Genomic DNA, 13,655 nt, shown 5'->3' with positions numbered 1-13,655 from the left:
GACGAAAAGCCGAAAAGGAAATTGGATGAAACCATGTAACCTGCTATCACTCTCCTCACTCATTCTTGTATTACCTACATCAGTAGCGCTCTCAGCCGAGACACAAGAATCTCGTTGGCGAAATAGCATAGAAGTGTACATGCTAGGACTGAATATCCACGGGGATACCAGTATTGGTCGCTTTTCATCAGAGGTGGATGTCGATCCTAAGTTCATCGTAGACCACCTCGATATTGGGGCGATGTTGCGATTCGAGAGTATTTACCAAAGTAAGTGGGGCTACTACATAGATTATAGTTTCATGAACTTAAGTGGTGATGTTAATAATATCAAGGGCGCTCTGCCTAACGCTCGTTATCGTGCGGACATCGAAATACGGCAAGGTGTTCTAGAAGCAAAGGCATTCCAACGCGAACAATATTCATTTGGTAAACTGGATTATATGTTTGGATTACGTTGGTGGGACAATGACATCACCGGCAAGCTGTATCGTAATGACAACCGGGTACTAGAAGATAGACTGTCATTACAAGAAGATTGGGTCGATTTTTTAGTTGGCTTGCGACTCATTGATGAATTGAGCGAAAACTGGCGATTTCATGCCAGCATCGACGCCGGACTTGGCAACGATACTCACTTCACTTATGCCATTCAAACTGGTGTTCGTTATAGCTTTAACGAATGGTCTGATCTCAACTTAGCTTACAAGTCGACCTGGGTCGATTACAAAAATGAAGAGGTATTTGAATATGATACGGCTTCTCAAGGGCTTTTAGTCGGACTTGGCTTTTACTTTTGATTAGGTTGAACCCTAGCCTATATTCAAGCGTTGTAACGTGTACTAGCTCTAGGTACACGTCTAGTGTCGCGTTACAGATGCTTAAATAAGGCAAATTGATCTTCATCAGACTATAAATTGCTCTTCGGTGTTACTCTCTGTCGCAAAATGTAAAACCCCACTCTATGACCTCATATAGGTCTTGTTGATAAGGTTCCCGAATAGCAATGTCGATTAACATTTCCGATTTAACCACCGCCCTAAATAAGGTGGAGCATATTCATAAAGTGCAGCTTGAAAACGTACATCAGTTCTTCAAAGCAAACGAAGCTTTCTCGTTGCAAACATTCAGCCAGCTGATATCAAGCGACTCGCTTGATGATCGATTTAAAACCATCGATAAAGCGTTCTCTTTGCTTGGTGATGCAAAAACCTACCTTTTAGAAGCGTCTTACCTTATTAAGTAAAAAAGAAAGCCCCGATAAAATTCATTACCGGGGCTATCATTTTCTATCTAAACTACTGATTTACAATTTGTAACGATCATCAATTACCGTTAATTCTGGGAAGGTTTTACCCTCGTCCATCGCTTCTTCTGTCTCTTCTTTTACTTGGTTATCAATCCAGAAATTACCGATATCCATTGGATGAAGCACCCATTCTGTCGCTTTTGTCATGCCGTTTTTAGGAATTTTAACCCAGCGCCAATGAGCAACTCGAGAATAAGGCACCATGTAGCCAGGAACGATGATGTTCGCTTTGCTGACATAGTTTTGGATTTGATGCGACAAGTCGTAACGCTTCTCCTGATCAAACTCAGAGTCATACGCTTCAATTAACTTGTCTAGCTCAGGGCTGCTGTAGTTGGTGTGAGCATTCGTTTGTGGTCGATTTGCATTATCCGAGTGTAGGTATTCCCAATACGCAGGGATCTCACCAGAGCCCATATTCAAAAACGCTAGCTGATGCTTTTTCTCAAGAATGTATTTAAACGCAGATGAGCCATCCACCAAATTTAACGTGAACTCAAGACCAGCAAGTTTCGCTTGCTCTTTCAGGTATGCAATACGCGGTGTCCAAGAGTTGTATCCATAGGTGATAGCAAAGCTCAAGCGTTGGCCCTTGTCGTTAACACGAATACCATCTGCGCCCACTTTGTCAAAGCCCGCTTTTTCGAAGTGTTTAACCGCCGCATCAGCATCAAACTTTGGCGGTGTATTGTTAGGATCATCGTATTCGCCATGACCAAAGCCGAGTCCATGCGGTTTACGTGAATAATCTCCACGCATGATGTTTTCAATCATGCCGTCATAGTCAGTGGCTGCCATAACACCTTTACGCACTTCTAGGTTATCCAACATCGGCATCGCTGTGTTCATCCAAAGACCACCAGCTCCTTGCGGTGCTTCGTTAAAGCCCCAGTACTTTTGGATATAGCCTTTTTTGTACACATCACTATTGGTTTTGTCATGCCAAAAGCTTGGTAGCACCATCTCAAAGTAGTCTAAGTTGCCTTTCTCAAAGTGCTTCATGGCAATATCAGGATCGCGAATTACCTTAATGCGAACCTTTTCAACGTTATAACGGTTTTTATAGTAGCGGTTGTTGTATCCCCACCAATCTTCACCGACATGTTTGAATGTCACGCTCTTACCTTTCTTCACTTGATCAATGTAGTAAGGCGCTGCGGTTGGCTCAGATTTAAAGTTAAACTTTCTGACAAAGTTATCAGGCATGCCATCGTTATTTGCGTCCTTTTCTCCTTCAAAGAAGTGTTCAGGACGAGGCTGAAAACCATTACTTGGCATGTTAATCATAACCATAAGTGAGTCATGACTTTGAGCTACAGCAAGATTGACTTTGATCGTGTAGTCATCAATTTTTTCAACACTCACAATACTGTTTGTGAAGAAGTCGTTATACCACGGGTCGATAATGTCTTTTGACGTGTAGTACTTCATCATAAAGACGTAATCATCTGCTGTAATTTTTTCACCATCTGACCACTCGGCCGTTTCGTCGAGTTTAAAGAATACGGTTTTGTTGTCCTCTCCAAATGCCCATGACTTAGCAAGTTGAGGGATCCATTTGCCAGTATTTGGATGACGCTGAGCCAGTTTTGGTGAACCATCCATTAAGTATTGGCGCAAACCTGAGTTCGCATCTGGACCAACACTTCGTAATGTTTGCGGAAAGCTCTGAATGTAAGTGCGATAGGTGCCACCTCGTACCGCTTCTTCAGAGGCAAATAGAGGTTCGTTGTTGTTTGAAATCCATTCGATATCAGCTGGCAATTCTGCCGCACTCAGTTGAAAACTGGCAGCGGTCAGTGTTGCTAGTACTGAAAATGGCAGTTTTTTAGTCATGTTTCTTCCTTGTTGTGTTTGCGCACTAAGGTCGTAACAAGGAAGACAGCGTGTGAAAGCTCACAGAAAGCTGCGATTTAAAATACGCAGATAGGAAATAATAGGAACGTAATATGAAGTGACGTCCTGCCAGCTTCTATATTAATTTCAAAGAGTTTCACTAGGTCATCCTAGACCTTACAACGCAGTGAATGCATCTTCGCCATAGTATTCTTTAGATATTTGTAACGCAAGCCATCAATAACACATGATTGCATTTTCGAGGCATCACAGTGAGTTATGTTACAAAAGTGTGATCAGCATAGTACCAAGCCCTACTTTACTCAGAATAAACCGCAGAACCTTTATCTCAATTGGCCCCGATATACCAGTTACAGCGAGTAAATGATCAGACATAGCTGGTTAAAAGGAATGGTTGTTTACCGCGATCAGTATTTTCACTCGATATAAAAAGTGAGGCATCTTAGCCTCACTTTTCTCCATACAATCGAGACAGTGCTTACATTTTAGATAAGCTCTCATTGATCGACTTCAGCACTTCTGCAGGATTTGACGCTTGAGTGATAGGGCGACCAATCACAAGATAATCTGAACCTGATTGGATAGCGTCTACTGGCGTCATGATACGGCGTTGGTCACCTTGTTCTGAACCAGCAGGTCGAATACCAGGGGTCACTAATTTAAATTCTTGGCCTAGTTCGCTCTTCAGTAGTGAGGACTCTTGCGCTGAACATACGACACCATCTAAGCCCGCGTTTTTGGTCAAGGTTGCTAGACGAATCACTTGCTCCTGAGGCGCAACATTCAAACCAATACCAGCTAAATCACTTTGTTCCATACTGGTTAGTACCGTTACACCGATAAGAAGTGGACGATCTTTACCATATGGCTCAAGAATTTCACGTGATGCCGTCATCATACGCTCACCACCGCTCGCGTGTACGTTCACCATCCATACACCCATTTCAGCCGCAGCGCGAACTGCTTTCGAACAGGTGTTTGGAATATCGTGAAATTTTAAATCTAGGAATACCGAGAAACCACGTTTATGGAGTTCACGTACAAAATCAGGACCAAATAGCGTAAACATCTCCTTGCCAACTTTTAGTCGGCATGACGCAGGATCAATTCTATCTACAAACGCAAGTGCATCTGCTTGGTTATCATAATCCAGTGCGACAATAACTTTTTGGTCGATCATTTCATCTCCTAACTGTTTTGGTTCTTATTAAATAAAAAGTTAAAAAAATGCAGCGGACAGAAACTCTGCCAGCTGCATTAAGAATTATTCACCATCCAATCCGCGGATTGGCTTGATCGTCCCCCATCCTTTACAGGACGGACAATGCCAATAAAGGGAATGGGTAGAAAATCCACACTTCCGGCATCGGTAATGCGGTTTCACTTTTAACTGTTCACCCACCATCGCTTGTAGTGTTGATAGGCTGTCTTTCGCTCGACCATCTTCTGCTTCTGCAATGTGGTAGTCAATTAAACGGTAGAAGCCCTTCATGGTTGGGTTTTTCAGCAATTGTTTCGTCAGTAACTCTTGAGCAGCCCCAACGTTCTCGTGATGAGCAACTAATTGAGCCAACATCAACTCGGCTGATACGCCTGCTTTCTTATCAATACAAGCTCTCAGAAACTCGACAAGTTCATCTTCCTGACCCAGATGATGATAGCATTCTGCAATAGTTGGCAAGACATCACTGATAAAGTCTTTATCTTGCTCAAGTACCCCCGTCAGATATTTGATGGTGTGCTTATAGTCTTCAGACTCTAGGTAAATTCGTCCCAAAGCAATACTTGCTCGAACACACTTCGGGTCTTCCGCTAACGCTTTTTTAAAATGCTGTATTGCCTTATTAGTATTCCCATCAGCTTGGTCGAGCATGGCTATTTCACACCAAAAATGGGCAATATTTGCACGCATCCTTGAGCGTTTATTACCTAACTTAGCCAATTGGTTCGCGTAATAAATCGCCTTTTCCCATTCTCGTGTTTGCTGATAAATGGTCACTAATTGTTGAAGAGCCGCCTCTTTGTAATCTGGCTCTTCGACTAACTGTTCGAAGATTTTCTCTGCACGATCAAGAAAACCAGAGACCATGTAGTCTTTCGCTAACTGTTGAAGGGCGAGGTTCTTTTGGTCCAGTGTTAAGCCTGAACGAGAAATAAGATTTTGGTGAATTCTGATTGCGCGGTCGACTTCACCACGAGACCGGAACAGGTTACCCAACGCAAGGTGAGTATCGATGGTCTCGTTATCAACTTGGAGCAATTCAATAAAGTGATCGACAGCCTTATCTGATTGGTCAGAGAGCAGCAGATTAAGACCCGTCATATACTGACGAGAGATTTGATGAGATTGCTTCTGCTTGTCTTGCTGAGCGCTGCGATGCCCCATATACCAGCCATACGCAGCAGCTATAGGCAACAACAAGAAGAGTAGTTCAAGCATTAAAGTTAAGCCTTATCCTTATGCCTGTTTTTCAATGGCTGGCTTATCAGCAGCGTTGTTTGATTCAGTTGGTTCGTACTTTTTCAGTTTTTTCTTTAAACGACGGACCTGTAGCTGAGTTTTCAGTTGGATGCTACCAAATATAACCCACGCTAAAGCAAAGCCAACCACAAATACTACACCTAATAGCGTAGATAAGTGGAACTCTCCTTTTGCTAGAAGATAGTTAAAAGTCACGAGCTCTTGGTTTTGGGAACCTAACGCCAATGCAATTAAAAAGAGAGCTAAAACAGCAACGATTTTTATAATTTTCATGTTACATCACCCTTCTAGGAGTAAGTCGGTAAGATTATGCAGGAAAATGCTTCTTCAGACTACGTATATTAGCAATAATCTATACCCAAGTAACCTCAAGATGCTTAGTTTGTAGACATGCTTAGAAGTTAAAGTTATTTGGGTATAGAAAACAGCTGAATCCACAATTAGATTAGTAAACGATCTTGGATGTATGACTAACTTGGATACATTACAAAAAAGCGGCATACACAAACGTATGCCGCTTTTTTCAAACTAATAAGAGTGCATTAACCAATATTTACACGCTCACGAAGTTCTTTACCAGGTTTGAAATGTGGAACGTATTTACCTTCCAATTCCACTTTATCGCCCGTTTTAGGGTTACGACCTACGCGAGGCTCGCGGTAATGAAGAGAAAAACTACCAAAGCCACGGATCTCGATACGGTCACCGCTCTCTAGTGTAGAGGCCATGTGCTCTAAAATATCTTTTACAGCATCCTCTACCTCTTTCGCTGATAAGTGTGTTTGCTCAGCGCAGAGTCTTTCAATCAGTTCAGACTTAGTCATAGTTGCCCTCTTTGAGTATCTTTATCACTTATTATAGTAAGTAATACTAATTCCAACAAACACTTGCTGACAATTCTAGACAAATTTTATGCAAAATGCGCAATGAAGAAATGCCTTTTATTAAGATAGTTTACTGTCATTAGTATTACTACTTAAATATGACCAAATATAAAAAAGGAGCCTTGCGGCTCCTTTTTTGCTTAAGCGAGTATATTATTCGCCTTTAGCAGCTTTGAAAGCGTCAGCCATTGCGTTACCGAATGCATTGTCATCTTGCTTGTTGATAGATGCCATTGCTTCTTGCTCGTCAGCTTCGTCTTTAGCTTTGATAGATAGGTTGATTACGCGGTTCTTACGGTCTACACCTGTGAACTTCGCTTCAACAACATCACCAGCGCTTAGGATTAGAGAAGCATCTTCTACGCGATCGCGTGATACTTCAGAAGCACGGATGTAACCTTCAACGCCTTCTGCGATTTCAACAGTAGCGCCTTTAGCGTCAACAGCAGTTACAGTAGCGTTAACTAGAACACCTTTCTTGTTGTCAGCAACGTAAGCATTGAATGGGTCATTTTCCATTTGCTTGATGCCTAGAGAGATGCGCTCACGCTCAGCGTCTACTGCTAGAACAACTGCAGAGATCTCGTCGCCTTTCTTGTACTCACGTACAGCTTCTTCGCCAGCAACATTCCAAGAAATGTCAGATAGGTGAACTAGACCGTCGATGCCGCCTTCTAGACCGATGAAGATACCGAAGTCAGTGATAGACTTGATCTTACCAGTAACTTTGTCGCCTTTAGCTTGTGCTTCAGCGAATGACTGCCATGGGTTAGCTTTACACTGTTTCAGACCTAGAGAGATACGACGACGTTCTTCGTCGATTTCAAGAACCATAACCTCAACTTCGTCGCCAACATTAACAACTTTAGAAGGGTGGATGTTCTTGTTAGTCCAATCCATTTCTGAAACGTGAACTAGACCTTCAACGCCTTCTTCGATTTCAACGAAGCAGCCGTAGTCAGTTAGGTTAGTTACGCGACCAGTTAGTTTGTGACCTTCTGGGTAACGCTTAGCGATTGCTACCCATGGATCTTCGCCTAGTTGCTTAAGACCTAGTGATACGCGAGTACGCTCACGGTCGAACTTAAGAACTTTAACTTGGATCTCGTCACCAACGTTAACGATTTCAGATGGGTGCTTAACGCGCTTCCAAGCCATATCAGTGATATGTAGAAGACCGTCAACGCCACCTAGGTCAACGAACGCACCGTAGTCAGTAAGGTTCTTAACGATACCTTTAACTTCAGAACCTTCTTGTAGAGTTTCTAGAAGCTCGTCACGCTCAACGCTGTTCTCTGATTCGATAACTGCACGACGTGAAACAACTACGTTGTTACGTTTTTGGTCAAGTTTGATAACTTTGAACTCTAGCTCTTTGTTTTCTAGGTGAGCAGTGTCGCGGATTGGACGTACGTCTACTAGAGAGCCAGGAAGGAAAGCACGGATACCGTTTAGTTCAACAGTGAAACCGCCTTTAACTTTACCGTTGATGATACCAACAACAGTTTCAGCTTCTTCGTAAGCTTTCTCAAGTACGATCCAAGCTTCGTGACGCTTAGCTTTCTCACGAGAAAGTTGAGTTTCACCGAAACCATCTTCAACAGCGTCTAGAGCTACGTCTACTTCAGCGCCAACTTCAACTTCAAGTTCGCCAGCAGCGTTCTTGAACTGTTCAGCAGGGATAGCAGATTCAGACTTAAGACCAGCGTCAACAAGAACGAAACCGTTCTCGATAGCTACTACAGTACCTTTAACGATGCTGCCTTGTTGGAATTCTGTTTCGTTTAGAAACTCTTCAAAGAGTTGAGCAAAAGATTCAGTCATTTAATTAATCTTCAATAAATTAAACTTCCACGGGTATCCTACCGCATGGGGTTATTAAATTCGCCAGTCATCATCCTTGCGACCAACGCTCTTAGCCTAGTCGAGTATTATTACTCAGCTAGCTTCGATTCGATATATTGTAGTGCCTTTTCTACTACTTCGTCGATAGTCATCGACGTAGAATCTAGCACAAGCGCATCCTCAGCAGGGCGTAATGGCGCCACTGGGCGGTTACGATCTCGGTCGTCACGCTCTTGGATCTCGCTTAAAAGGTCAGCAAATCTAACATCTAACCCTTTCTCTTGCAACTGTTTAAGGCGTCGATTTGCACGCTCTTCAGCACTCGCATCAAGGAAGATTTTTGCTTGCGCACTCGGGAATACAATTGTGCCCATATCACGACCATCAGCAACCAGACCCGGAGCGGTCTCAAATGCACGCTGACGACGTAGTAATGCTTCACGAACACGTGGCAAAGCCGCAACTTTAGATGCTGCCATACCCGTTTCTTCTTTACGAAGCTCCCCTGACACATCTTCGCCTTCTAGAATGACCTTAACTAAGTCACCTTCCGCGATAAATTGAACGTCTAGGTGTGTTGCTAGTGGGACAAGAGCATCTTCTGACTCGGTGTCGACACCGTGGTGAATCGCAGCGAGTGCAAGTACACGATAAATTGCGCCAGAATCTAAGAGTTGGAAACCCAACTTTTTCGCCAGCAACATACATAAAGTGCCTTTACCTGCACCACTAGGTCCATCTACGGTTACAACCGGAGTTTGAGAGGACATGTTCTTCTCCACCAATAGTTTCTTTTCAGCAATTTGCTCGGTTTTCGAGGCGCACATTATACGGGTAATCAGTCTTTGGAGCGAGGAAAAATGTCGTGTAAAGCATTACACCTAATGCGTAATTGGATTCATCAATAAACATAAAGTTCAACAAAAACGGCGAGAGCTTCCGCCCTCGCCGTTTTAAATGTCATGAACTTAAGCTCGATTAAACAATCGGCTTTTGACCACGCTCAGCTAACTTTAAAATCACACTATCAGCGACTTTACCCGCCACACCTGCTAGCTTGTCGGCCAGTTTTTTCTTTTGTACATAATGCACAGAAAGTACAGTTTTATCTTTGCATGCCGCAACAACGATATCATCAGATGTACTAATGTCATCCACCAAACCAAGCTCTTTCGCTTGTGTGCCGAACCAGTGCTCACCAGTGGCTACTTTGTCTAGGTCCAAACTAGGACGACGCTCACGGATGAAGTCTTTAAACAAGACATGTGTTTCTTCAAGTTCTTGCTTAAACTTATCGCGCGCTTTATCGGTATTCTCACCGAACATCGTTAGCGTGCGTTTATATTCACCCGCTGTTAGTTGTTCGTACTCAATGTCATGTTTCTTCAACAGTTTGTTGAAGTTAGGAATCTGTGCGATAACGCCAATAGAACCCACAATTGCAAATGGTGCAGAAACAATTTTATCTGCTACACATGCCATCATGTAACCGCCACTTGCCGCAACTTTGTCAACAGAGATGGTCAGAGGAAGACCCGCAGCTTTGATTCGGTCCAGTTGAGAAGAGGCAAGGCCGTAACCATGAACCATACCACCGCCAGACTCTAAGCGAAGTAACACTTCATCACCTTCACGTGCGACAGCCAAAATAGCGGTGATTTCTTCACGTAGAGACGCGACTTCTTTTGCGTCTATGCTACCGTTGAAATCAAGAACAAATAGGTGTGGTTCACGCTTGCTATCTAATGAACCGTCTTTGCTCGCTTGTTTGATTTCTTTCTCGCGAGATTTGTCCTTCTCTTTTTCTTCTTTCTTGACGGCTTTATCTCGAGCCTTGATGAAAGCATCGTCATGCAAATGATGCTCTAACTGCTCAACAGATTGTTTGTGTTGCTCTGAAAGGTTGGTAATCTCTAACTCCCCTTTCGCCGCACCCGATTTGCCACCAGCCGATTTTGCAATAATGAGCAGAACAATTATCGCAGCAACCACCGTGATAATTTTGGCCAGAAACAGACCATAATCTAATAAAAATTCCAACGAGAGCTCCTTTATCTCATTTCAGATGACGTTAGTATGTTACGCAGAAACATCAGCGAGAAGGCAGCGCGGTTTGTAACCACTTGTTCTGATTGATAGCATACCTAACGAAAGTTCTGGAATTGGTATAACACATGAATTGGTGTATTGTAACCATCTTGTCACGATTACCAAGATTTTCCATTGAGAAACAGGCGTTTTTTAGCGTCAATTAACTATCATGGACCCTCTTACAATAATAAGGATTTATCGCCGTGAACTACTCCGTTTCAGCTGATGCTCTAAAAGGTAAAGTCATTCTTGTTACTGGCGCTGGTAATGGCATCGGCCGTCAAGCCGCGCTTTCTTATGCCGAGCACGGTGCAACTGTTATTCTCTTGGGTAGAAATGTGCAAAACCTTGAATCTATCTATGATGAGATTGAAGCTGCTGGCTATCCACAAGCTGCTATCATTCCATTAGATCTCAAGGGTGCAACTCAGCAGAATTACATTGATATGGCAGAGACAATCGAAGGACAGTTTGGTCGCTTGGATGGTCTATTACACAACGCAGGTGTCTTGAGTTCGCTGTGTCCATTTGATCAAATCAAAGAGGAAGACTTCGACGATATCATGCAGATCAACGTGAAAGCCGAAGTGCTAATGACTCAAGCATTACTGCCTGTGATGCGTAAATCAGAAGCTGGGCGTATTATCTTTACCTCTTCAACTGTCGGCCACTCTGGCCGCGCATTCTGGGGGCCATACGCTATCTCTAAATTTGCCGTAGAAGGCATGATGCAAGTTTTAGCTGACGAGCTGAGTGATACACCGATCCGCGTTAACGCAATTAACCCTGGTGCCACTCGTACTCGCATGCGTGAAAAAGCATATCCGGGTGAAGATGCGAATACTCTCAAAACGCCACTGGATATCATGCCGCTATATTTGCACTTAATGGATCCTGCGGTTACCGATGTGAACGGTCAGTGCATCGACGCTCAACCGAAGCGTAAATAACTCATTCAGGTTACCTCACATAATCGATTGAAAAGGCAGCAAACGCTGCCTTTTTTCATTTCTCTCTTCATAAAAATCTTGCGACTTTCTCCCACAGAAATATACTGTACATATATACAGGTATTTATTATGCAAGATATTATTCAGAACTTAAAAAGCCAACACCTTGTTTGGCAAGCAAATTTAACGAAAGCAGATCCTCAGCAGTTGCAGACTAGTTCCGGTTTTTCTGAATTAGATGATTTGCTCGGCGGAGGCTTTCCACCTCATGGCGTAGTGGAGATGGAATCTATTGGTAGTATTGGTGAATTGCGTTTGCTCGCTCCCTATTTAAAAGCCACTCAGACCAATGGTGTGACCGCATTTATTCAACCACCTGCGCTAGTGAATTCTCTGTTTTTACACTACATCGGGTTGGATATAAACCAAGTGTGGGTCGTTACTCCAACTCACCCCAAAGACGCTCTTTGGGCTGCAGAGCAATGTCTGAAAAGTGGGGTATGCAGTAATGTTTTGTTATGGCAAGAAGAGCTTGAAATACATCAAGTGAAACGCTTACAGGTAGCGAGTGAACAAGGTACTTGCCCTCTCTTTATGCTTAAAACAAATACTATCAACCGCTTGTCTTTGCCTGTGTCACTCAGTTTAAAACTGAAAGGCGACGAGCAAGGGATTCATGTTGAAGTGCTGAAAAGGAAAGGAGGCTGGAATAGAGGTAGCGTTAGTATCGGCTTCCAACACCATTACCCGCAACTGGTGAAACCATCATCTGAAACTGTGCACTCGACTGTGGTCAATTTCCCACTGGCGAACCAAGGTTAGTGATATGGCTCTGTGGATTTACTTGCACTTCCCTCGCCTGCAGCTAGACGCACTCTTTGGTGATAACCAAGAACAACCCGTGGTGATTGTCGAAAGCCAACGTTGCCAGATTCTTCAATACAACGAGATTGCCGAACAACAAGGCATTAAACCAGGTATGGGCCTAGGCAGTGCTGCGTCCTTGTGTCGAGATTTACAAGTGCATCCTTATCATCCGCACACCGAATGGAGCAAGTTACAAGAAATTGCTCAATGGCTGTATTTGATCACATCTGACGTTGTGTTGATGCCAAACCAAGGTATTTTACTGCGTGCTACTCCAATGCTCGCTCTGTATGAAGGGCTTGAAAACTATTGGAATAAAGTCAGAGCTCACTTATCGGAGCTGAAACTGAGTTTTCAATTCGGATGTGGTTTTTCGCCTTTTGCTGCCAAATTGATGGCAATATCAGGAGCGAACGTCATCAGTGAAGACAAATCTGCCATACAAAAAGCTTTATCACCACTACCGTTAAAACTGACAGATTTATCAAACGCTACCGTAGAGAAGTTACAACGTGTAGGTGTCACCACATTGCAAAACCTGCTTGAACTGCCATTGCAAGACATCGCACGACGCTTTGATATCGATTTGGTGAACTACGTTGGTCGACTGACTGGGCAGTTTAAACACCCTGTCGACTTTTATCACCCTACCGAATCCTTCCAAGTTTATTTAGAGCTCTTGTTTGAGATCGAAAACGTTCAGTGGATTGAAAAGCCGTTGGCCAAATTACTTCGTCAACTCGAAACCTTTCTTAAATTAAGAGATAAGGTCGCTTTTGAACTGTGTTTAACACTCCACCAGCGTGAGAAACAAGAGCAACACCTTCAACTCACTTCTGCGCAAGGTGATTACCTATGTCAGCGTTGGCAACAGTTAGCGAGTTTAAGCTTAGAATCACTCTCGCTTAATGGCCCAGTCACAGGGCTAACGTTAAAAGTCATCCGTCAAGGTGAGCCTCTTAGTGCATCACGCGATCTCTTTGCTGGGCAGAAAGGAAACATGAATGCTTTAGAGCTGCTCTCTTTACTGCAAGCTAAATTGGGAAAAAGTGCCGTTTTAAAACCCAATATTGCTTGCGATCCTAGACCAGAAAAGGCCAGTCAGTATCGCCCTGCTGATGCTCCGGATGAAAAGGGGCACGCCATACCATCCATACTACGCCCAGCAATGCAATTACCGACTCCCATTGTATTGCAAGAGCAAGTTTCTTTGGTCCACGGACCTGAGCGAATAGTTTCTGGGTGGTGGGATGGTGATGAGATCATGCGTGATTACTACATTGCACACACCAAGCAAGGCCGCTGGTTATGGATATTTCGCGATCAGCACAAGCACTGGTTTCTTCATGGCTATTTTTGTTAAATCGACAG

At 43.4% G+C, this 13,655-nt stretch carries 13 protein-coding genes; 5 read left to right on the top strand and 8 right to left on the bottom strand.

Annotated elements, in window-relative coordinates:
- Positions 1 to 25 precede the first annotated feature (25 nt).
- Together R7035_RS12055 and R7035_RS12050 are read left to right on the top strand one after the other, a co-directional pair.
- Positions 26 to 799, top strand: coding sequence for a hypothetical protein (locus tag R7035_RS12055; RefSeq protein WP_031778929.1), 774 nt, complete (start codon positions 26 to 28; stop codon positions 797 to 799).
- Positions 800 to 1,005: 206 nt separating this feature from the next.
- Positions 1,006 to 1,245 carry a hypothetical protein gene (locus R7035_RS12050; RefSeq protein WP_005376679.1) on the top strand — a complete coding sequence of 80 codons (240 nt, stop codon included), beginning with the start codon at positions 1,006 to 1,008 and terminating at the stop codon, positions 1,243 to 1,245.
- Positions 1,246 to 1,305: 60 nt separating this feature from the next.
- On the opposite strand, the gene R7035_RS12045 is transcribed toward R7035_RS12050, so the two are convergent.
- From R7035_RS12045 to sohB, 8 genes are all read right to left on the bottom strand, one after another.
- Positions 1,306 to 3,144 (bottom strand): extracellular solute-binding protein, encoded by a 1,839-nt coding sequence (locus R7035_RS12045; protein ID WP_017633867.1) that lies wholly within the window; start codon positions 3,142 to 3,144, stop codon positions 1,306 to 1,308.
- Between the two features lie 499 nt (positions 3,145 to 3,643).
- Positions 3,644 to 4,345, bottom strand: a complete 702-nt coding sequence (gene pyrF / locus R7035_RS12040; protein WP_017821659.1) for an orotidine-5'-phosphate decarboxylase — start codon at positions 4,343 to 4,345, stop codon at positions 3,644 to 3,646.
- Between the two features lie 84 nt (positions 4,346 to 4,429).
- A complete protein-coding gene (lapB, locus tag R7035_RS12035) occupies positions 4,430 to 5,605 on the bottom strand; it encodes a lipopolysaccharide assembly protein LapB (protein WP_005376665.1) in 1,176 nt (391 codons plus the stop codon).
- 18 nt (positions 5,606 to 5,623) lie between these two features.
- Positions 5,624 to 5,920, bottom strand: a complete 297-nt coding sequence (locus tag R7035_RS12030) for a LapA family protein (RefSeq protein WP_005376663.1) — start codon at positions 5,918 to 5,920, stop codon at positions 5,624 to 5,626.
- 269 nt (positions 5,921 to 6,189) lie between these two features.
- The gene (gene ihfB, locus R7035_RS12025; protein ID WP_005385816.1) at positions 6,190 to 6,471 is read right to left on the bottom strand and encodes an integration host factor subunit beta; all 282 of its coding nucleotides are present in this window, start codon (positions 6,469 to 6,471) and stop codon (positions 6,190 to 6,192) included.
- Positions 6,472 to 6,684: 213 nt separating this feature from the next.
- A complete protein-coding gene (gene rpsA / locus R7035_RS12020) occupies positions 6,685 to 8,355 on the bottom strand; it encodes a 30S ribosomal protein S1 (RefSeq protein ID WP_005385817.1) in 1,671 nt (556 codons plus the stop codon).
- Positions 8,356 to 8,465: 110 nt separating this feature from the next.
- Positions 8,466 to 9,146: a (d)CMP kinase gene (gene cmk / locus R7035_RS12015; RefSeq protein ID WP_021033981.1), complete on the bottom strand. Its 681-nt coding sequence runs from the start codon at positions 9,144 to 9,146 to the stop codon at positions 8,466 to 8,468.
- Between the two features lie 208 nt (positions 9,147 to 9,354).
- Entirely contained in the window at positions 9,355 to 10,416 is a 1,062-nt protein-coding gene (gene sohB, locus R7035_RS12010; RefSeq protein WP_206959656.1) for a protease SohB, read from the bottom strand.
- Between the two features lie 254 nt (positions 10,417 to 10,670).
- Here sohB and R7035_RS12005 point away from each other — a divergent pair, with 254 nt between their 5' ends.
- From R7035_RS12005 to R7035_RS11995, 3 genes are all read left to right on the top strand, one after another.
- Positions 10,671 to 11,417: a YciK family oxidoreductase gene (locus tag R7035_RS12005; protein ID WP_005372980.1), complete on the top strand. Its 747-nt coding sequence runs from the start codon at positions 10,671 to 10,673 to the stop codon at positions 11,415 to 11,417.
- A 129-nt stretch (positions 11,418 to 11,546) separates the two neighbouring features.
- Positions 11,547 to 12,239, top strand: coding sequence for a translesion DNA synthesis-associated protein ImuA (gene imuA, locus R7035_RS12000; RefSeq protein WP_318146145.1), 693 nt, complete (start codon positions 11,547 to 11,549; stop codon positions 12,237 to 12,239).
- Between the two features lie 4 nt (positions 12,240 to 12,243).
- Complete coding sequence (locus R7035_RS11995) at positions 12,244 to 13,647, top strand: Y-family DNA polymerase (RefSeq protein ID WP_054729229.1); 1,404 nt, start codon at positions 12,244 to 12,246, stop codon at positions 13,645 to 13,647.
- Positions 13,648 to 13,655: the final 8 nt, after the last annotated feature.

It is taken from the genome of Vibrio sp. 1731 (genome assembly GCF_033339955.1).
GTDB lineage: Bacteria > Pseudomonadota > Gammaproteobacteria > Enterobacterales > Vibrionaceae > Vibrio > Vibrio alginolyticus.
The sequence above is the reverse complement of the archived record's forward strand: the minus strand, read 5'-3'. Positions and strand labels throughout refer to the sequence as shown.

Bases quoted from the DNA above. Each gene is read 5' to 3' on its own strand.
- R7035_RS12050 (WP_005376679.1), top strand. From the start codon at position 1,006: ATGTCGATTAACATTTCCGATTTAACCACCGCCCTAAATAAGGTGGAG.
- R7035_RS11995 (WP_054729229.1), top strand. From the start codon at position 12,244: ATGGCTCTGTGGATTTACTTGCACTTCCCTCGCCTGCAGCTAGACGCA.
- imuA (WP_318146145.1), top strand. From the start codon at position 11,547: ATGCAAGATATTATTCAGAACTTAAAAAGCCAACACCTTGTTTGGCAA.
- R7035_RS12030 (WP_005376663.1), bottom strand. From the start codon at position 5,920: ATGAAAATTATAAAAATCGTTGCTGTTTTAGCTCTCTTTTTAATTGCA.
- ihfB (WP_005385816.1), bottom strand. From the start codon at position 6,471: ATGACTAAGTCTGAACTGATTGAAAGACTCTGCGCTGAGCAAACACAC.
- R7035_RS12045 (WP_017633867.1), bottom strand. From the start codon at position 3,144: ATGACTAAAAAACTGCCATTTTCAGTACTAGCAACACTGACCGCTGCC.
- cmk (WP_021033981.1), bottom strand. From the start codon at position 9,146: ATGTCCTCTCAAACTCCGGTTGTAACCGTAGATGGACCTAGTGGTGCA.
- pyrF (WP_017821659.1), bottom strand. From the start codon at position 4,345: ATGATCGACCAAAAAGTTATTGTCGCACTGGATTATGATAACCAAGCA.
- lapB (WP_005376665.1), bottom strand. From the start codon at position 5,605: ATGCTTGAACTACTCTTCTTGTTGTTGCCTATAGCTGCTGCGTATGGC.
- rpsA (WP_005385817.1), bottom strand. From the start codon at position 8,355: ATGACTGAATCTTTTGCTCAACTCTTTGAAGAGTTTCTAAACGAAACA.
- R7035_RS12055 (WP_031778929.1), top strand. From the start codon at position 26: ATGAAACCATGTAACCTGCTATCACTCTCCTCACTCATTCTTGTATTA.